Origin of the sequence: Pseudomonas sp. MEJ086 (assembly GCF_030209025.1) — a bacterium.
Classification (GTDB): domain Bacteria; phylum Pseudomonadota; class Gammaproteobacteria; order Pseudomonadales; family Pseudomonadaceae; genus Aquipseudomonas; species Aquipseudomonas fulva_A.
Genome location: NZ_JARVSV010000038.1, coordinates 33,805 through 52,894, shown reverse-complemented (window position 1 = coordinate 52,894; position 19,090 = coordinate 33,805). Strand labels below are relative to the sequence as shown.

The 19,090-nt window shown below is 63.3% G+C and carries 14 protein-coding genes and 1 pseudogene; 10 read left to right on the top strand and 5 right to left on the bottom strand.

Annotation, left to right across the window (positions count from 1 at the left end; genetic code table 11):
• Window positions 1–151 precede the first annotated feature (151 nt).
• The 4 genes from alr (at window position 152) to QRN22_RS22825 (ending at window position 4,794) form a co-directional block, all read left to right on the top strand.
• Window positions 152–1,222, top strand: coding sequence for an alanine racemase (alr, locus tag QRN22_RS22840; protein ID WP_042553258.1), 1,071 nt, complete (start codon window positions 152–154; stop codon window positions 1,220–1,222).
• A gap of 163 nt (window positions 1,223–1,385) precedes the next feature.
• Entirely contained in the window at window positions 1,386–1,934 is a 549-nt protein-coding gene (locus tag QRN22_RS22835) for a cupin domain-containing protein (protein WP_042553257.1), read from the top strand.
• Window positions 1,935–2,101: 167 nt separating this feature from the next.
• Window positions 2,102–2,524: a c-type cytochrome gene (locus QRN22_RS22830; protein WP_082045755.1), complete on the top strand. Its 423-nt coding sequence runs from the start codon at window positions 2,102–2,104 to the stop codon at window positions 2,522–2,524.
• 131 nt (window positions 2,525–2,655) lie between these two features.
• Window positions 2,656–4,794, top strand: a complete 2,139-nt coding sequence (locus tag QRN22_RS22825; protein WP_042553255.1) for an acetyl-CoA hydrolase/transferase C-terminal domain-containing protein — start codon at window positions 2,656–2,658, stop codon at window positions 4,792–4,794.
• Here QRN22_RS22825 and QRN22_RS22820 read toward each other — a convergent pair.
• Entirely contained in the window at window positions 4,778–5,350 is a 573-nt protein-coding gene (locus QRN22_RS22820) for a xanthine phosphoribosyltransferase (protein ID WP_042553254.1), read from the bottom strand. The genes QRN22_RS22825 and QRN22_RS22820 overlap by 17 nt on opposite strands.
• Window positions 5,351–5,546: 196 nt before the next feature.
• Entirely contained in the window at window positions 5,547–6,437 is an 891-nt protein-coding gene (locus QRN22_RS22815) for a LysR family transcriptional regulator (RefSeq protein WP_042553253.1), read from the bottom strand.
• A 117-nt stretch (window positions 6,438–6,554) separates the two neighbouring features.
• Here QRN22_RS22815 and QRN22_RS22810 point away from each other — a divergent pair, with 117 nt between their 5' ends.
• Complete coding sequence (locus QRN22_RS22810) at window positions 6,555–7,910, top strand: MFS transporter (RefSeq protein WP_082045756.1); 1,356 nt, start codon at window positions 6,555–6,557, stop codon at window positions 7,908–7,910.
• Window positions 7,911–8,097: 187 nt separating this feature from the next.
• On the opposite strand, the gene QRN22_RS22805 is transcribed toward QRN22_RS22810, so the two are convergent.
• A complete protein-coding gene (locus QRN22_RS22805) occupies window positions 8,098–8,580 on the bottom strand; it encodes a UPF0158 family protein (RefSeq protein ID WP_042553251.1) in 483 nt (160 codons plus the stop codon).
• 204 nt (window positions 8,581–8,784) lie between these two features.
• Window positions 8,785–10,794 carry a DNA helicase Rep gene (gene rep, locus QRN22_RS22800; RefSeq protein ID WP_042553250.1) on the bottom strand — a complete coding sequence of 670 codons (2,010 nt, stop codon included), beginning with the start codon at window positions 10,792–10,794 and terminating at the stop codon, window positions 8,785–8,787.
• Window positions 10,795–11,081: 287 nt separating this feature from the next.
• Here rep and QRN22_RS22795 point away from each other — a divergent pair, with 287 nt between their 5' ends.
• Window positions 11,082–12,752, top strand: a complete 1,671-nt coding sequence (locus QRN22_RS22795) for a putative bifunctional diguanylate cyclase/phosphodiesterase (protein WP_042553249.1) — start codon at window positions 11,082–11,084, stop codon at window positions 12,750–12,752.
• 30 nt (window positions 12,753–12,782) lie between these two features.
• On the opposite strand, the gene QRN22_RS22790 is transcribed toward QRN22_RS22795, so the two are convergent.
• A complete protein-coding gene (locus QRN22_RS22790; protein WP_042553248.1) occupies window positions 12,783–14,159 on the bottom strand; it encodes a NorM family multidrug efflux MATE transporter in 1,377 nt (458 codons plus the stop codon).
• A 139-nt stretch (window positions 14,160–14,298) separates the two neighbouring features.
• On the opposite strand from QRN22_RS22790, the gene QRN22_RS22785 reads away from it, so the two are divergent.
• The 4 genes and pseudogenes from QRN22_RS22785 (at window position 14,299) to QRN22_RS22775 (ending at window position 19,071) form a co-directional block, all read left to right on the top strand.
• Entirely contained in the window at window positions 14,299–15,219 is a 921-nt protein-coding gene (locus QRN22_RS22785) for a LysR substrate-binding domain-containing protein (RefSeq protein WP_042553247.1), read from the top strand.
• A gap of 184 nt (window positions 15,220–15,403) precedes the next feature.
• Window positions 15,404–16,525: pseudogene (locus QRN22_RS26710) on the top strand (Cache 3/Cache 2 fusion domain-containing protein); the annotation flags it as partial.
• Window positions 16,520–17,380 carry a methyl-accepting chemotaxis protein gene (locus QRN22_RS26705; RefSeq protein ID WP_373565158.1) on the top strand — a complete coding sequence of 287 codons (861 nt, stop codon included), beginning with the start codon at window positions 16,520–16,522 and terminating at the stop codon, window positions 17,378–17,380. The pseudogene QRN22_RS26710 and the gene QRN22_RS26705, both read left to right, overlap by 6 nt.
• Window positions 17,381–17,907: 527 nt before the next feature.
• Window positions 17,908–19,071: a type III PLP-dependent enzyme gene (locus QRN22_RS22775; RefSeq protein ID WP_179539127.1), complete on the top strand. Its 1,164-nt coding sequence runs from the start codon at window positions 17,908–17,910 to the stop codon at window positions 19,069–19,071.
• Window positions 19,072–19,090 lie beyond the last annotated feature (19 nt).

Sequence of the window (19,090 nt, the reverse complement as noted above, 5' to 3'; positions counted from 1 at the left end):
CCGTTGCCGCTCCACTGTGGGAGGGCGCCATGCGCGCGAAAAATCGCGGGTATGGCCCGCTCCCACAGGCTGTAGGGTGGGCTTCAGCCCACCCAATCGAACGTCCGCACCCGCCTCAGTAGTATGTCTTCTTCCGTTATTCGAGATAACCATGCGTCCCGCCCGTGCCCTGATCGATCTGCAAGCCCTGCGTCACAACTATCAATTGGCCCGTGAACTGTCCGGCGCGCGCGCGCTGGCGGTGGTCAAGGCCGATGCCTACGGGCATGGCGCGGTGCGCTGCGCGCAGGCGCTACAGGGTGCAGATGGTTTCGCCGTGGCCTGTATCGAAGAAGCGTTGCAACTGCGCGAGGCGCGGATCAGCGGGCCCATCCTGCTACTCGAGGGCTTTTTCGAAGCGGCGGAGCTGGAGCTGATCGACAGGCACGAGCTGTGGTGCGTGGTACACGCACAATGGCAACTCGAAGCCATCGAGCAGGCGTCGCTCGAGCGGCCGCTGAACGTCTGGCTGAAGCTCGACAGCGGTATGCACCGCGTCGGCTTTCATCCGGCCGACTATCAGGCCGCCTACCGGCGCCTGCTGGCCAGCGGCAAGGTGGCGAAGATCGTGCTGATGAGCCACTTCTCCCGCGCCGACGAGCTCGACAACGTGCGCAGCGACGAGCAGCTTGCGGTGTTCCTCGCGGCTCGCGAAGGGCTTGCCGCCGAGGTCAGCCTGCGCAACTCGCCAGCGCTGCTCGGTTGGCCGAGCATTCCCAGCGACTGGTCGCGCCCCGGCATCATGCTCTATGGCGCCACGCCTTTCGAGCAGGCTCACGATGTCGCGGCCCGGCTAAAGCCGGTGATGACTCTGGAGTCGCGGGTGATCAGCGTCCGCGACCTGCCCGCAGGCGAGCCGGTCGGCTACGGCGCGCGCTTCACCAGTGAGCGGGCCACCCGCGTGGGGGTGGTCGCCATGGGCTATGCCGACGGTTACCCGCGTCACGCACCGACTGGTACACCGGTGCTCATCGATGGCCAGCCATCGCGGATCATCGGCCGGGTGTCGATGGACATGCTGACCGTCGACCTCAGCGATCTGCCCGCTGCCGGGCTGGGCAGCCGTGTCGAGTTCTGGGGCTCCGGCGTGCTGGCCAGCGATGTCGCCATCGCGGCGGGTACCATTCCCTATCAACTGTTCTGCAACGTGCGACGCGTGCCGCTGATTTACAGCGAAAGCTAAGGGCGCTCGCCTGGCGGGTCTCCGTCCGGCATGGCAATCCCTCACGTTGAAACATCAACAGTCCTTGGCTCACGGGTGTTTCAAGGTGTTCAGACTGTTGTAAATACTGAACACTGTTGCCATGATACGGCCAATTCCATGTCTTCCCTGGGGGCATCCTGCATTGGACGTCGGTCTACGCCTGCAATCGATCCGTAAGCTCAAAGGGCTTTCCCAGCGCGAACTCGCCAAACGGGCGGGGGTCACCAACAGCACCATCTCGATGATCGAGAAGAACAGCGTCAGCCCCTCGATCAGTTCGTTGAAGAAGGTGCTGGCCGGCATTCCGATGTCGCTGGTGGAGTTCTTTTCCCTGGAGGCCGAGCAGGACAATCAGGTGCAGGTGGTCTATCGGGCAAGCGAGTTGACCGATATTCACAGTGGCGCGATCACCATGAAGCTGATCGGCAAGGCGCATCCGAGCCGCGCCATTTCCTTTCTCGACGAAACCTATCCGCCGCACAGCGACACCGGCCTGGAGATGTACGCCCATGAGGGCGAGGAGACCGGCATGCTGGTCGAAGGTCGTCTCGAGCTCACCGTCGGTGATGAAGTGTTCGTGCTCGAGAGCGGCGACAGCTATTACTTCGAGAGCAGCAAGCCCCATCGTTTTCGCAATCCCTTCGATCAACCCGCCCGGTTGATCAGTGCCACCACCCCGGCAAACTTCTAAAACCGTGAGCGGCAGCGTGGCAATTCACGCTGCCGTTGATCTGCGTCATGGGTTCAATAACCCTGCGACAAGTTGGGTCATTCCGGCCCCGTAGGGCAGTCGTTATAATTCTCGGGCTTGCGAAACCGTGGCCGCGAGCGTGACTAGCCACCCATGAGGGCGTACGTGTGAACCCAATCAGAAGCATGCTCGTAGTGCCGGCAATCGCCTTGGCGCTATGGGCCGTGAATGCCCAGGCTACTACAGACGAAGCGATTGCCGAGCGAATCAAGCCAGTAGGGCAAGTGTGCATTTCCGGGCAGGCGTGCAAAGGCGTCGAAGCTGTAGCGGCTGTCACCGGCGGTGCCGCACGTAGCGCCGACGACATCGTGGCCAGGCACTGCACGGCCTGCCACACGCCGGGATTGCTCGGTGCGCCGAAGATCGGTGATACCGCTGCCTGGAGAAACCGGGCAGACGAGCAGGGCGGTATGGATGGCATCCTTGCGAAGGCGATTGCCGGTATCAATGCGATGCCGCCGAGGGGGACCTGTGGTGACTGCTCAGACGACGAACTGCGCGCCGCCATCGAGAAGATGTCCGGGCTCTAGGGCCCGTCCACGCCGTATCAGAGCCGCCTTCGGGCGGCTTTGTCATTTCAGAGTGATGACAAAATTGCAGCAAAAGGCCAGATCGGGCAGTCCAACGCACACTGCCGAGACCATTCTGCCTGGAGAGCTGCATGCCCCAACAGTGTTCCATCGAGCAAGCCGTCGAGCGCATTCTTGACGAAATCGACGGCCCTATTCGTCTGGGCCTGCCACTGGGGCTGGGCAAACCCAATCGCTGGGTCAATGCCCTTTACGCGCGTCTGCGCGAATGTCCCGAACGCCAGCTGACCATCTACACCGCCCTGTGCCTGGGGCGGCCCCGTGCTGGCCAGGATTTGCAGCAGCGCTTTCTCGACCCCTTCGTCGAGCGTGTATATGGCGATTATCCGGAGCTGGACTTTCTCGCCGACTTGCAGGGCGACACGTTGCCAGCCAATGTGCGGGTCGAGCAGTTCTTTCTGCAGCCCGGCAGCCTGCTCGATAGCGACTCGGCTCAGCAGGATTACACCAGCAGCAATTACAGCCACGCTGCCCGCGACATCAACGCCAAGGGCGTCAACGTGGTAGCGCAACTGGTCGCTGAGGACAGCAGTCGGCCCGGCCATTTCAGTTTGAGCTGCAATCCGGATATCACCCTGGACCTGCTGCCCCTGCTACAGGCAAGGCGTGAGCGCGGCGAAACCATCCTCTGCCTCGCTCAGGTCCACGGCCATCTGCCCTACATGCCGGGCGATGCCGAGTTGCCCCGTGAAACCTTCGATATTCAGCTACAGGAAAACGAAGCCAGCACGCTGTTCTCCACGCCGAACATGCCGGTGACGGTGCAGGACCACTGCATCGGCCTGCACGCCAGCACTCTGGTGCGTGATGGCGGCACCTTGCAGATCGGCATTGGCGCGATGGGCGATGCGGTCAGCGCAGCCTTGCTGGCGCGCCACGCCGATAACCCCAGCTACCGTGCGGTGCTGGCCGACTTGCACGACGGTCAGGCGCATCCGCTGACTGCGCTGCTCGGCGATCAGCAACCGTTCGACGTGGGGCTGTACGGTTGCAGCGAGATGTTCGTCAATGGCCTGCTGGCGTTGACCGACGCCGGTGTGATCCGCCGCGTCGTTTACCCCGACGTGCGGGTACAGCGTCTGGCCAGCGCCGGTGCGCTGGATGCCAATGGCCAGCCACGCGGCGTGCAGGCCATGCTCGACGCCGGGCTGCCGGAGCGCCTGGATGAAGCGACCCTGAACTGGATGCAGGAGGGCGGGCTGCTGGATGCCAACCTCAAGCTGCAGGGCGAGAACCTGCTACTGCCGACCGATCAGCAATGCTCCACCGAACTTTCCGACCCACTGAGTCAGGCGGCCCTGCGCGATTACCTGACGCCGGCCAAGCATGGCGTGTGGGTGCATGGCGGCTTCTTCCTGGGCCCGCAATCGTTCTATCAGCGTCTCGCCGATATGGATGCCGGGCAGCGCAGTCGCTTCGGCATGACCGGCATCGGCTTCATCAACGAGTTGTACGGCGAGGAGGCGCTCAAGCGCCTGCAGCGCGTCGAGGCGCGCTTCATCAACAGCGTGTTCACCGTCACCCTGCTTGGCGCGGCGGTGGCCGATCAGCTGGAAGATGGCCGCGTGCTCAGCGGCGTGGGCGGGCAGTACAACTTCGTCGCCCAGGGGCACGCATTGCCGGATGCGCGCTCGATTCTGCTGCTGCGCAGCTGGCGCGAATCCGCAGGCGAGGTGACATCCAACATCGTCTGGGAATATGGTCACGTGACCATCCCGCGGCATCTGCGCGACGTGGTGATCACCGAATACGGCATCGCCGATCTGCGCGGCAAGACCGATGCGCAGGTGATCGAGGCCTTGCTGAGCGTCAGTGATTCACGCTTTCAGGCGCAGCTGATGGAACAGGCCATCGAGGCCGGCAAACTGCCGAAGGATTTTCAGCTCGACCCGCGCTTCACGAGCAACACCCCCGAGCGTTTGCAGGCGATTGCCGATCGGCATGGGGCGTCATTCGCGGAGTATCCACTGGGCAGCGATTTCAGCCCGGAGGAGCAGGACTTGTTGCGCGCCTTGACCTGGTTGAAGGGCAAGTTCCGACTGAGCGAAGTGCTGGAACTGGGCAAGGCGGCGCTCGATCCACCGCCCGCCGAAGACTTTCCCGCGCACCTGCAGCGCATGTCGCTGGAGCAGCCCGACGGCTTGCGCGAGGAGCTGTACCAAAGGCTGCTGTTGAGCGGGCTGAAGGCGACGACTATTCGAGGAACGTGACCTTGCCGCCGGCCAGGGACTGGATGCGTGCCAGGGACTCGATGCGATAGCCCTCGGCGTCCAGCGTTGCACGGCCGCTCTGGAACGACTTCTCGATGACCACGCCGATACCGGCGATGCTGGCGCCAGCCTGGCCGACCAGATCGATCAGCGCCTTGGCGGCGTGGCCGTTGGCTAGGAAGTCATCGACCAGCAATACGTGGTCATTGGCATTCAGGTGCTTGGAGGAAATCGCCAGGGTGCTCTCGGTCTGCTTGGTGAACGAGAACACCTTGGAGATGTAGAGGTTGTCGGTGAGCGTCAGCGACTGGTACTTGCGCGCGAAAATCACCGGCACGCCCAGCTCCAGGCCAGCCATCACCGCCGGGGCGATACCGGAGGCCTCGATGGTGACGATCTTGGTGATGCCCTGACCTTTGAAGCGTTCGGCGAACTCGTGGCCGATCTGCTGCATCAGCTGTGGGTCGATCTGGTGATTGAGAAAGGCGTCGACCTTGAGCACCTGCTCGGACAGGACGGTACCTTCACTGCATATCTTCTGTTTCAACGACTCCACGATCGATCCTCTGGGCTCAAGAGCAAAGCGGCGGATTTTCCCTCAAATTGCCGATCATTTGTAGCGAAACCGCACCGCTCGCCACTTGGCGTCCGACGGCTGACCCGCAGGCAGTACCTGCGCAGCCAATATCGCGGCCAGGGTTTGTTGACGTTAGCAGCGCAAGCCGCGTTGCAGCGAGAAACCTCGACAGACCTTAGGCACGGCCCCAGCGCTCGAACAGGATCTGCGTGAATGCGGTGATCCGTGGCGAGCGTTGTCGTGATGGTGGGTAGACGATGGCGATTTCCCGCTGGCGCCCAGCGAAGGGCTGCAGCACTTCGATCAGGCGCCCGGCGGCAAGGTCATCGGCCACCGCGAAGTCCATCAGCTGGGCGACCCCCAGGCCAAGGCGAGCGGCTTCGAGCAGGGCGTCACCGTTATCGAAGATCAGCCGGCCGCTGGCCTCCACATCTCGTGGTCGACCGGTATCGATGAACTGCCAGGCGACCAGCTTTCCGTCCCGTGGATTACGTACTGCCAGGCAATCGTGACTGGCCAGGTCGTCGAGGTGCTGCGGTACGCCGCGACGAGCGAGGTAAGCGGGCGTGGCCACGCAAGTCCAGCGCGTGGCCCTGAGTGGGCGGGCGATCATGCGCTGATCGTCGATACGCCCGGTGCGCACGGCAAGGTCGAAGCCGTCCTCGACGATATCCACCACCCGGTCGCTCAGGGTGCTTTCGATGTGCAACTGTGGATAACGCTGGCTCAATTCGCCCAGCAGCGGCAGCAACACGATGCGCCCAAAGGCCGAAGGCGCGGTCAGGCGCAACACGCCGCTAGGCTCGCAGCGGCGGTCGAGCAACTCCCGTTCGGCATCCTCCAGGCCCGCGAGCAGGGGCGCGCACTGGTCGCGCAACAGGGTGCCGTCGGGCGTCAGGCTCACGCTGCGAGTATTGCGGTTGAGCAGGCGTGTGCCCAGTTCCCGCTCCAGGCGAGCGATGGCGCGTGACAGACCGGACTGAGTCAGGCCCGTGGCATGCGCGGCAAGGGTGAAACTGCGCAGCTCGGCCACCTTGAGCAGCAATTGCACGGCGTTCAGATCCATGATTTTTATCATCATTGAAAGGATTTGTAGCGTATTTATCATCTGTGACGCATGAATGAAACTGCAGAGCCGTCCATTAGCAGAGTTCTGTGCATGCCGTCTTCCCGTCCCCGCCTGATGCTGGCGCTACTCGCCTGCGCCCAACTGATCATCGCCCTGGATGCGACCATCCTTTTCGTCGCCCTGCCGAGCATCGGCGACGAGCTGAGGTTCTCCGCGCAGCAACTGCAGTGGGTGATCAGCGCCTACAGCGTGGCTTTCGGTGGTTGCCTGCTGCTCGGTGGGCGTTGCGCCGACCTGCTTGGTCGCCGCCGCATGTATCGCATCGGCCAGACCCTGTTCGCCGTGGCGTCTCTGGCCGGTGGTTGCACGGATTCGCCATGGCTGCTGGTACTGGCCCGGGCGCTGCAAGGGGTTGGCGCGGCGATGCTGTTCCCCGCCACGCTGGCACTGATCAATGGCAACTTCGCCGAAGGGGCCGCGCGTAATCGAGCGTTGGCGATCTGGAGTGCGGCATCGGCTGCCGGCCTGGCATTGGGGGCGTTACTGGGCGGTGTGTTGACCCAGGGCTTCGGCTGGGAGGCGGTATTTCTCGTCAATGTGCCGCTGGCAGGCGGCTGCGCCTGGGCGGCGGGGCGCTGGATCGGCGAAGACGCACCGCTCGACAAGGGTCGCAGCTTCGATCTGCCTGGGGCGTTTTGCGTCACCGCCGGGGGCAGCCTGCTGGTGCTGGCATTCATCCAGGGGCCGGAGTGGGGCTGGGCGACGCCTGAAGTTGTCGGTGCCTTCGGGCTGGCTGTGCTGTTGCTGGGGTTGTTCGTGTGGATCGAACGCAGGGCCGCAGATCCCCTGATGCATCTGCAACTGTTACGTCGCCGCAGCCTGTGGCTGGCGATGCTGATCACTGCGGTGTTCATGAGCAGTTTTGGGGTTCAGTACTACTTCCTGGCCATCTACTACGGGCAGGTGTACGGCTTCAGTGTGCTGCAAACCGGCCTGGCGTTTCTACCGGCGACCCTGGTGTGCACGCTGGGTATTGCTCTGGCCGAACCGATGCTGGCCCGCTTCGGCCCGCGCGTGACGCTGCTCCTGGGGCTGCTGGCCGGCGCTCTGGGCATTGCCTGGCAGACGTTCGGCCTGGCTCGCGTCGACGGCTATCTGCAGTTGTTGCCGGCCATCACGCTGCTGAGCCTGGGTCAGGGCATGACCTGGACGGCGATGTGGGTGTGCGCGGGGCAGGGCATCCCCACCGGCCAGCAGGGCGTGGCGTCCGGCATGACATCTACCGTGCAGCAGATCGGTGGGGCGCTTGGCCTGGCCGTTCTGGTGTCGGTTGCCAATGCCACCGAGGATCCGGTGCAGGGGTTGAACCGGGCCCTTTTCTTCAGTGCCCTGATTGCCGTGTTCGGCGCGTTGCTGGCCATGGGCTTGCGCCGGCCGGCGGTGCAGCCGGTGTATCAACCGCAACGTTAGGGTCTGTTGACGTTTCAGCGCGCGCCGCGTTGCCGCGAGAACTCTCGCCAAGCTAGGCGGAGGACGCAGGGAATGGCATTCCCTTTTCAAGTCCTCCAACGACGCATGGCGAGATTTCCCGCGCAACCCGTAGGGCTCCGGCGCGGCCGTGCGTGAAACGTCAACAGACCCTGGCAGGCTGTCCGGCTCAGGCGCTTTTGGTCAGCCGCCGCAGGATGTCCTTGGGAATGCCACGGGTGTCCAGTGGCAGTTTGTCCGGCGCCGGTTCCAGGCCCAGTTCGAACAGCCAGTTGAGGGCGTATTCGCGCAGTTGCTTCTGTTCGTAGTCTTGCCATTGCTGGCGTAGCACGGGGAAGTAGTCGATTTCGTAATCGAATGAGCGCAGCGGCTTGCGCCCGGTCAGTGCGGCGCTGAGCAGCGGGTGTGCGTTGAGATCGTTGAGGGTGAACAGAAAGGACTCACGCATGGCCACGCGCTGGACTACGTCGAGGTTGGGCACCGCGGCGTAGCGCTCGGGGTTCAGCTGGACCTGCTGATGTTCGTCGCTGCCCTGATCGTCCGGCGACAGGCTCAGAACCGTACCGGCCTCCAGGTCGAGCCAGTGCTCCAGGGTTTCGCGACCATTGATCAACGGGGTCAGGGTATCGAGGTCGAGAGTGAGCGTGCGCATGGTTCCGGGCCTCTTGCAAAGGTAGCTTGGCGATAACGAATGGCCGGCGGCAACTACCGGCCTCTCATTCTGACTACGAAATGTTACGCAGGTGCCCGTGAAGGTATTGGGCGCGGCGAAAACCTGACCTGGGTTGCGCGGCGCGACATCCGGAGCATTTCCCCGGCTGTCGTAGCGCTCGGCCGGGGCCACCGATTGCTCGTATCAGCGCTTGAGCATGGCGCGCATGCTGGCCAGGGCGTCGTTGCCGCGAGCGGCTTTGACCTCCACCGGCGCCTCTTCCATGCCTTCCCAGGTAAGGTCCTCGGGCGGTAGTTCGTTGAGAAAACGGCTCGGCGAACAGTCGATGATCTCGCCGTACTGCTTGCGCTTGGCGGCGAAGGTCAGTGCCAGGTTTCGCTTGGCGCGGGTGATGCCCACATAGGCCAGGCGCCGTTCTTCTTCGATGGTGTCGGCTTCGATGCTGGAACGGTGGGGAAGAATTTCCTCCTCGAAACCGATGATGTACACCGAAGGGAATTCCAGCCCCTTGGAGGCGTGCATGGTCATCATCTGCACGCCGTCGGCGCCATCCTCTTCTTCCTGCTGCCGTTCGAGCATGTCGCGCAGTACCAGCTTGCCGATGGCGTCCTCGATGGTCATGTCGCCCTCTTCGTCCTTGTCGAGGGTGTTCTTCAGGGCATCGACCAGAAACCAGACGTTGCCCATGCGCGCGTCCGCGACCTTGTCGCTGGAGGCGTTCTGGCGCAGCCAGTTCTCGTAGTCGATGTCCATCACCATGCTGCGGATGGCGGCGATCGGCTCGTTAACCACGCATTGTTCGCGTACGCCGTCCATCCAGCGTTTGAAGCGTGCCAGGCGCTCGGTGTAGCGGCTGTCCAGGTGCTCGCCAAGGCCGATTTCGTCGCTGGCGGCGTACATGCTGATCTTGCGTTCGTTGGCGTAGTTGCCGAGCTTTTCCAGGGTTGTGGAGCCGATCTCCCGGCGTGGCACGTTGATCACCCGCAGAAAGGCATTGTCGTCGTCCGGGTTGACCAGCAGGCGGAAGTAGCTCATCAGGTCCTTCACTTCCTGACGGGCGAAGAAGCTGGTGCCACCAGACAGGCGATAGGGGATCTGGTGGTGCTGCAGCTTCAGCTCCATCAGCTTGGCCTGGTAGTTGCCCCGATAGAGGATGGCGAAATCACTGTAGGGGCGCTGGGTGCGCAAGTGCTCGGTGAGAATCTCCAGCGCCACGCGCTCGCACTCGGCGTCTTCGTTGCGGGTGCGGATCACGCGGATCTCATCGCCCATGCCCATCTCGCTCCACAACTGCTTTTCGAACGCATGAGGGTTGTTGGCGATCAGCACGTTGGCGCATTTGAGGATGCGGCTGGTGGAGCGGTAGTTCTGCTCGAGCATCACCACCTTGAGCGACGGGTAGTCTTCCTTGAGCAGGTTGAGGTTCTCCGGCCGCGCACCGCGCCAGGCGTAGATCGACTGGTCGTCGTCGCCCACCACGGTGATCTGGTTGCGCATGCCCACCAGCAGCTTCACCAGCAGATACTGGCTGGAGTTGGTGTCCTGGTACTCGTCGACGAGCAGGTAGCGGATGCGGTTCTGCCACTTCTCCAGAATGTCGGTGTGTTCCTGGAACAGCTTCACCGGCAGCAGGATCAGGTCGTTGAAGTCCACCGCGTTGTACGCCTTGAGCGTGCGCTGGTAGTGCAGGTAGACGATGGCGGCCGTCTGCTCCTTGGGGCCGCGAGCATTGGCCAGGGCCTCGTCAGGCAGGATCAGGTCGTTCTTCCAGCTGTCGATGTAGTTCTTGACCTCATCGGCACCGTCGTCGCCGGCGTACTCCTTCTGCATGATGTCCGTCAGCAGCGCCTTGATATCGCCGTCGTCGAAGATCGAGAAGCCGGGCTTGTAGCCCAGGCGCGCGTATTCCTTGCGGATGATGTTCATGCCCAGGTTGTGAAAGGTCGACACGGTCAGGCCGCGGGCCTCGGGGCCTTTGAGCAGGGTGCCGACACGCTCCTTCATCTCGCGAGCGGCCTTGTTGGTGAAGGTCATGGCGACGATGTGCTGGGCGCGGATACCGCAGTTCTGTACCAGATGGGCGATCTTGCGGGTGATCACGCTGGTCTTGCCGGAGCCTGCGCCGGCGAGCACCAAAAGAGGGCCGCCGACGTAGTTCACGGCTTCCTGTTGCCGGGGATTGAGTCGGGACATCGTGTTTATCGCGAAGGGAAATGGCCACGCATTTTAGCTGAAAGTCGACTGTCATTCGTTGCTTTGATGAAGGAAGTTAGCCTCCACCAACAGCCGTGCTCTGACCATGGCCAATGCCTTGCCGTTATGTGACGGGGTTGGCGGCGAGTTTCGCCTGTGGGCTTGTAGGCGTGGCGCGTTTGTCGCAGGATGTCCCGCGTTTCACACGGAAGTGCTTGATTTGACGTCGGATATGGCGCACTCAGGGGCATTTTTCAGCCCGCACTTTCTTGTATCGGGGAGTTTTCTTGAGCGCATTCGTCGAGCCATTGCGCCTGATACTGCTGGCTGAAACGCCGCAGTGGAGCGAGTTGCTGCACGAACGCCTGGAGGCCCTTGGCGGTCCGGCGCCCTTGACCTGCGCCTCCAGCTGGCCAGCCGCCGAAGCGTTGCTGGGCGATAGCCCCGATGGGGTTCTGCTGACCACGCCGGCTCATCTGCCCAGCCCTGAACAATGCCGCGCACCGATCATCCTGTTACTGGATAACGAACCCGAGCAGGCGCCGGCGCAAGCCTGTGACTGGCTGGTGCGCGACCAGTTGAGCGATGACGTGGTGCGCCGCTGCCTGCGCTATGTCCGCGAACAGGGGCGTTTGCAGGCCACGCTGCAGCGCCTTACCGAGCAGGACGCGCTGACCGGCATCGCCAACCGCCAGGGCTTTCAGACCCTGCTGGCCGCTCGCCTTGGCGATCACAGCCAGCGTGGCCTGGCCCTGGTGCATCTGGACCTCGACAACTTCCACCAGGCCAACGATGCTCTCGGGCACCAGGCTGGCGATCAACTCATCCAGCAGGTGGTGGCGCGTCTCAAGCAGCACCTGGGGCGCGGTGACCAGCTGGCACGGCTGGGCGGTGACGAATTCGCCCTGCTGCTCGACACCCGTGGCGATCTTCGGCGCGCACGGTCCTGGGTTCGGCGTATCGCCGATGCCCTCGGCGAACCTTACTGGATCGACGGCGAGAGCCTGCTGCTCGGGTGCAGCCTTGGCGTGGCCGAGGCCAAGCCGGCAAGCAATGCCGATACGCTGATGTGGCATGCCCATGTCGCCATGCAGCAGGCCAAGAGTCGCCAGGGTTGCACCTATCACCTGTATGACGAACACCTGGATCGCAACCTGCGCAGTCAGGCCGATCTGCAGCGGGAAATGCGCCGGGCGCTGCGCCGTGAAGAGTTGCAGCTGCACTATCAGCCGCGGCTGTGCCTGCACAGTGGCGAAATCGTCGGGCTGGAAGCATTGGTGCGCTGGAAACACGAGGAACATGGCCTGCTGATGCCCGGCTCGTTCGTGCCGCTGGCCGAGGAATGCGGGCTGATAGTGCCGCTCGGTTACTGGGTGATCGATCGCGCGCTGCGTGACATGCAGTGGTTGGCCGGGCGCGGCCACCCGGCGCTGCACATGGCGGTCAACCTGTCGTTCCGCCAGTTCCAGGACAGCCAGTTGCTGCCGACCCTGGAGCGCTTGATCGAAAGCTGCGGTATCGACAGCAGCTGGCTGGAGTTCGAACTCACCGAAACCGCCGTGATGCGCCGTAGCGAATACGTGCTGCAGACCATGCGGCGCCTCGGCCACCTGGGGGTGCGCTTTTCTCTCGACGACTTCGGCACGGGCTTCTCGTCATTCGAGCACCTCAGCAATCTGCCCATCGCCCTGTTGAAGATCGACCGCAGTTTCGTCACGGGCATGGAGTTGCGTCCGCAGAGCCAGCAACTGGTACAGGCGATGATCAATCTGGCCCATAACCTGGATCTGCAGGTGGTGGCCGAAGGCGTGGAGAATGTCGATCAGTTGCAGCTGCTGCGCGAGTTCGGCTGCGACCAGGTGCAAGGTTATCTGGTCAGCAAGGCGATGCCGTTGGCCGAGCTGGCGCGCTTTCTGCCAGCGGGCGAGCACCAGTCGCTGCTCAGCGGTCGACCCTAGCCGCTGCAATCCGGACTCGCAGGCAGCCGCTTATGACAGGTAGGCCTGCATGGCGTTCGGCCGCTGCAGGCGCGCAGTCTTCCAGCGAAAGCCCAGCACCAGGCCGCTCGCCGTCACCGCCAGGCCCGCAGCCAAGCCCCACCACACGCCGTGGGCGCCCCAGCCGGCCGGGAAGGCCAGCAGCCAGGCCAGCGGTGCGCCAATGCACCAGTAGCCGGTCAGACCAATCACCAGGGTCAGACGGCCGTCGTTAAGGCCGCGTATCGCGCCCATGGCGATGCTTTGCAGGCCGTCGAACAGCTCGAACCAGGCGGCGATCGCCAGCAGGCTCACCGCCAGGGTGACGATATCGGCGAACGCCGGATCGTGGCGGTCGAGGAACAGGCCGATGATCCACTCTGGCAGTAGCCAGAACGCCAGGGCGAACAGCAGCATTAGCGCGGCGCCCATACCCATGCCCAGGTAGCCGGCCAGGCGCGACATGTGCAGGCGGTCGGCGCCGTAATGCATGCCGACCCGAAAGGTCACCGCATAAGAAAGACCATGGGGCACGATAAAGGCCAGGGCGACCGACTGCATGGCGATCTGGTGCGCCGCCAACTGCACGCTGCCCAGGGCGCCCATGCACAGGGTGGCAAAGGTGAACAGGCCTTGCTCCGCGGCATAGGTGCCGCCAATCGGCAGGCCGAGGCGCAGTAGGGCGCGGATCTCGGCGCGCTGCGGGCGACCCAGGCCGCCGCGCAGCTTGTAACGCTGGTAGGTCGGCGACATCAGGATGTACAGCCCCAGGGCCAGCGCCATGGCGCTGCTGACCAGCGCGGTGGTCAGACCGATACCGCTCAGGCCCAGGTCTACGCCCAGCCAGCCTTTGATCAACGCATAGTTGACGGCAAAGTTGGCAAGGGTGCCGACGATGCTGATGGTCATCACCGGGCCGGGACGGCCGATGGCGCTGGTGAAGCCGCGCAGGGCCATAAAGCACAGGTAAGCGGGCAGGCCCAGCGACAGCGGGCGCAGGAAATTCATGGCCTGACTGGCGGCGTCGGGATCCTGACCCAGGTGCGGCAGCAGCGGGCCAAGGCCATTGAGACACAGCGCGCTGATGACGCCCAGCAGCAGGGCCAGCCACAGGCCGTTGCGCAGCAGGCGAGTGACGCCCTCCGGGTCGCCAGCGCCGTGGCGAATGGCGATCATGCTGCCCACGGCGGCGATCACCCCCGTGCAGAAGATCGAGAAAATGAAGTAGCAGGTCGCGCCCAGCGCGCCGCCGGCCAACTGCCCAGGGCCGAGCATGGCCATCATCAATGTGTCGGTGAAGATCATCAGCGCATGGGCCAGCTGCGCGGAAATCAGCGGGCCTGCCAGGCGCAGCAGCGCACGCAGCTCGTGACCAAGGGGATTTTTCATGATGAGTAAAACTTCGGTAGGGTGAGCATCCCCAGACTGTCGGGAGATGAGCAATGACGGCTATTCTCCGGTTTGTAGCCAGTGCCCACAAAAGGAAAATAGCGATGCAAGGCATGATTAAAACTCATGGTTCAATGCAGTGACGCGGCGCCTGCCACCGCTCTATGCCCTGCGCGCCTTCGAGGCCGCCGCGCGGCATTGCTCTTTCACCCGTGCCGCTGATGAGCTGGCGATCACCCAGAGCGCGGTGAGCCGGCACATTCGCAGCCTGGAGGATTACTTCGCCTGTCGGCTGTTCGAGCGCCGCGGCCGGGCGGTGCACCTGACCGAGCCGGCGAGTCTGCTGCTGCCGGGCGTGCACGAAGGTTTCGAGTCCCTGGAGCGAGCATGCGCGACCCTGCTCGTGGAGGACGGCACCTTGCGTCTGAAGGCGCCTTCGACCCTGACCATGCGCTGGCTGCTGGCGCGCCTGTCGCTGTTTCGCGCCCGGCATGCAGGCCTTGAGGTGCAGCTCACCAGCGCATGGATGGATCTCGATCGTGTGGATTTTCTCCATGAGCCTTTTGACTGCGCCGTGTTACTCAGCGCAGGCACCTTCAGCAACGAATGGCATAGCGTGCGGCTGTTCGAGGAATGGCTGATCCCTGTGTGCGCGCCTGCTGTGCTCGGCGAGCAGCCGTGGGACGTCAGCCGCCTGCAGCAGGCCGAGCTGGTGCATCCGACTCCCGATCGGCGTGATTGGCGCCGCTGGCTGCAGGCCATGGGCCTGACCGACCAGGTGTCGCTCAAGGGCGGCCAGGTGTTCGACACCCTGGAGCTGGGCATCGTCGCCGCCGCCCGCGGTTACGGCGTGTCGATCGGCGATCTGGCCATGGTCGCCGAGGATGTGCTGCTGGGCCACCTGGCGCTACCCTGGTCGACCGCCGTGTCCAGCGGCGAAAGCTATTATCTGGTGTGGCCCAAGGCCCGCCGTGGGCAGGAGCGTTTCGGGCGGTTAGCCGAATTTCTGCTTGCCGAAGTGGCGGCCATGCAGTTGCCCGAGGTCGAGCTGCGCCGTTAGACGAACGCTGAAAACGTTCATCGACGAGACGTTTTTATTACTCCACGCAAAAAATGTGGTGATAGCGTCATGATGGCCATTGACGCACTAAAACTCTCAAGTATTCTCCGCGCTCGCCGACTTACAGGCTGATCACAATTTATTCAATTACTCCATACAGGGATGATGGAGCTCGGAGATTTTCATGAACCAACCCCGTTCCCGTATCGCCTGGCAACTGGCGACGGCCCTTGCCGCCATGCTGGTGCTGCTGATCAGCGTCAGCACGCTGTTCGCCCTGCGCTCGCTGAGCAGCGCCAACCTCGTGACCCGTGAAGAGCACCTGGGCAGCGAAGCGCGTCTGCTGGCTGACCAACTGAGCACCTTTCACGACAGCCTGCGCGAGAGCACGCAGCGGTTGGCCGGGTTGTTCGAGCGGCGCTTCAGCAGCGGCTTGACCGTCAGCCCGGACGAGCGCGTTGCGGTGGGTTCATTGCAGGCTCCTGCCCTGTATCTGGGCTCCACGCGGTTGAACAACGAATTCGCCGAAGTCGACGAGTTCCGCCAGCTCACTGCTGGTGTGGCGACCATCTTCGTGCGTGACGGCGATGATTTCGTCCGCGTGACCACCTCGCTGACCAAGCAGGACGGCGGCCGTGCCATCGGCACCGTGCTCGATCGCAATCATCCTGCCTACGCACGACTGCTGGCCGGCAACAACTACGTTGGCCGGGCGCTGCTGTTCGAGCGCTTCTACATGACCCAGTACACCCCGGTGCGTGACAGCGCGGGTCGAGTGATCGCCGTGCTGTTCGTCGGCTTCGATTACACCGATGCGCAGAACGCCCAGTTCGCCAACCTGCAGCGTTTCCGCATTGGCAGCACGGGCTCTCTTGCGTTGCTCGACGATCAGAGCAAGTGGCTGGTGCCTCCTTATGCCGCGCAGCGCCCCGAGCAACTGACCGCCAACATGGCCAGCGTGCTGGGCAAACCGGGCAAAGGTGGTTTCTGGAGCGATGGCGAGCAGCAGTTCTATAGCGTCGCCGTGCCGTTCCCTGGCGGTCCGTGGACGGTCGTGGCGAGCATGCCGGAAGAAGAAATCCAGGCGGTGACCTGGCGCGTCGGCAGCCAGCTGGCGATCGGCAGTCTGGTGACGCTGGTGCTTGCCGTGCTCGCGGTGATCTGGCTGCTGCGTCGCAAGCTGCGCCCACTCGGCGACCTGGTGCGTCAGGCTCAGGCGCTGGGCGCCGGTGACCTGAGCGTACGCCTGGAAGTCACCAGTAACGACGAGATCGGCGAACTGTCGCGCAATTTCAATCAGATGGGGGCTGCGCTGTCGACCATGGTCGAGCGCGTCCGCGCCGCTGCCGGTAACGTAAACCAGCGCGCCGAAGCGCTGTCCGGTCTTTCGCGCGGTGCCTACGAGGGGATCGAGCAGCAGTCCGGTGAGATCAGCAGCATGGCCGGTGCGGTGGAAGAGTTCAGTGCCACCTCGCTGAACATCGCCGACAACATGCGCAGCACCGAACGCATGGCCAGCGATAACGCCAGCCAGACCCGTATCGGCCGTACCTCCATGGAAGAGGCCTCCAATGCGCTGGAGCAGATCTCCTCGTCGCTGAACAGCGCCGCCAAGGTCATCGACAGCCTTGGCCAGCGCTCCCAGGAGATCGGCGGCATCCTCAGCGTGATCACCTCGATCGCCGACCAAACCAACCTGCTGGCGCTCAACGCGGCCATCGAGGCCGCCCGCGCCGGTGAGCAGGGCCGTGGTTTCGCCGTGGTCGCCGACGAAGTGCGCAGCCTGGCAGGCCGTACCCGTGAAGCGACCACCGAAATCTCCAGCATGATCGGTAGCATCCAGGGCGAAACCAGCAGCGCGATCAGCAGCATGGAGCAGGGCCGTCAGTTGATGCAGAACGGTTTGCAGCTCAATGCCAAGGTCGCCGCGGCGTTGACCCACATTGCCGAGCAGACCAGCGCCGCTGGTGATCAGTTCGCCGCCATCACCACCGCGACCAGCGAGCAGAGCAGCACCGCGACGGTGCTCAGCAGCAACCTGCAAAGCATCGCCCAGGCCAACGGCGAGCAGCGCGAAGTGATTGCCAACCTGGCCCATACCTCCAAGGAACTGGAGACCCTGGCCGCCGATCTGCATCGCGAAGTCGAGCGCTTCCGCTAAGCCCTCTCTACGGCAGGCGCAATTGACTGACAGTTGCGCCACAGCCGCCTGGCTGACCCGCCCGGGTCAACCGAAAGCCCCCTGTCATCGTCATGAAAGCTCCCTGTGCCAGGCTCGACGCCGGGCACCGGGTTTTCCCGTGGGGCCGCGGCTGTGCAGCATTTCGCCGCGTTTCGTGTGGAATCCAAAACGCTCGGCAAGCGAGAGTGCCCTCGAGGGCAATTTTTGATTGATCTGAGCGGGGCATGGTCTTAAAGTCCGCGGCCGAACGTCCATGCTGGCAACGATCCATCCGGCTCAAGTACTGACGACGAGAGGTTGTGGCGCCTGATTCCAGGCACGACAATTCTCGGCGACATGCCTTGGGAAGTAGGCGAACCAAAGTGGGGAAACTGATCAGACGTTCCAGGCCTGGCAGCAGGCTTTCCGGCCGATTGTCGATGGCCGCCCCCGACACCCGGTTGAACCTGTGCCCGGTTCAACTGCCCGAATCATAGTGTTCATGGTTTAGCCATTTGGAGCCCCGCATGTCGATCAAGGTCGAAGATTACTACCCACGCGAAACCTTCAACCGCATGAAGAACTTCGCTGACCAGCATGAAACCCCGTTCGTGGTGATCGACACCGCGATCATCAGCCAGGCCTACGATGACCTGCGCGCCGGTTTCGAATTCGCCAAGGTCTACTACGCCGTCAAGGCCAACCCGGCGATCGAGATCATCGAGCTGCTGCGCGACAAGGGCTCGAACTTCGACATCGCCTCGATCTACGAGCTGGACAAGGTGCTGTCGGCTGGCGTCAGCCCGGACCGCATGAGCTACGGCAACACCATCAAGAAAGCCCGCGACGTTCGCTATTTCTACGAGAAGGGCGTGCGCCTGTTCGCCACCGACTCGGAAGCCGACCTGCGCAACATCGCCAAGGCCGCACCGGGCTCGAAGATCTACGTACGTATCCTCACCGAAGGCTCGACTTCTGCCGATTGGCCGCTGTCGCGCAAGTTCGGCTGCCAGACCGACATGGCCATGGACCTGCTGATCCTCGCCAAGCAACTGGGCCTGGTGCCTTACGGCATTTCCTTCCACGTGGGCTCGCAGCAGCGCGACATCGACGTGTGGGATGCCGCCATCGCCAAGGTCAAGGTGATCTTCGAGCGTCTGAAGGAAGAAGACGGCATCGTGCTGCAGATGATCAACATGGGTGGCGGCTTCCCGGCCAACTACATCACCCGTACCAACAGCCTGGAAACCTACGCCGAAGAAATCATCCGCTTCCTCAAGGACGATTTCGGCGACGAGCTGCCGGAAATCATCCTCGAGCCAGGACGTTCGCTGATCGCCAACGCCGGCATCCTGGTCAGCGAAGTGGTACTGGTCGCACGCAAGTCGCGTACCGCCGTGGAGCGCTGGGTATACACCGATGTGGGCAAGTTCAGCGGCCTGATCGAAACCATGGACGAAGCCATCAAATTCCCGGTCTGGACCGAGAAGAAGGGCGAGATGGAAGAAGTGGTCATCGCCGGGCCGACCTGCGACAGCGCCGATATCATGTACGAGCACTACAAGTACGGCCTGCCGCTGAACCTGGCCAGTGGTGATCGCCTGTACTGGTTCTCCACCGGCGCCTACACCACCAGCTACAGCGCGGTGGAATTCAACGGCTTCCCGCCGCTGAAATCCTTCTACCTGTAAGCCTTGCGGTGACACCAGA

What these genes read in the sequence shown, in the direction of transcription:
- QRN22_RS22810 (WP_082045756.1), top strand. Translation starts at nt 6,555, where the DNA reads ATGCTGGCGCTACTCGCCTGCGCCCAACTGATCATCGCCCTGGATGCG.
- QRN22_RS22805 (WP_042553251.1), bottom strand. Translation starts at nt 8,580, where the DNA reads ATGCGCACGCTCACTCTCGACCTCGATACCCTGACCCCGTTGATCAAT.
- alr (WP_042553258.1), top strand. Translation starts at nt 152, where the DNA reads ATGCGTCCCGCCCGTGCCCTGATCGATCTGCAAGCCCTGCGTCACAAC.
- QRN22_RS22775 (WP_179539127.1), top strand. Translation starts at nt 17,908, where the DNA reads ATGTCGATCAAGGTCGAAGATTACTACCCACGCGAAACCTTCAACCGC.
- QRN22_RS26705 (WP_373565158.1), top strand. Translation starts at nt 16,520, where the DNA reads ATGGGGGCTGCGCTGTCGACCATGGTCGAGCGCGTCCGCGCCGCTGCC.
- QRN22_RS22825 (WP_042553255.1), top strand. Translation starts at nt 2,656, where the DNA reads ATGCCCCAACAGTGTTCCATCGAGCAAGCCGTCGAGCGCATTCTTGAC.
- rep (WP_042553250.1), bottom strand. Translation starts at nt 10,794, where the DNA reads ATGTCCCGACTCAATCCCCGGCAACAGGAAGCCGTGAACTACGTCGGC.
- QRN22_RS22790 (WP_042553248.1), bottom strand. Translation starts at nt 14,159, where the DNA reads ATGAAAAATCCCCTTGGTCACGAGCTGCGTGCGCTGCTGCGCCTGGCA.
- QRN22_RS22815 (WP_042553253.1), bottom strand. Translation starts at nt 6,437, where the DNA reads ATGGATCTGAACGCCGTGCAATTGCTGCTCAAGGTGGCCGAGCTGCGC.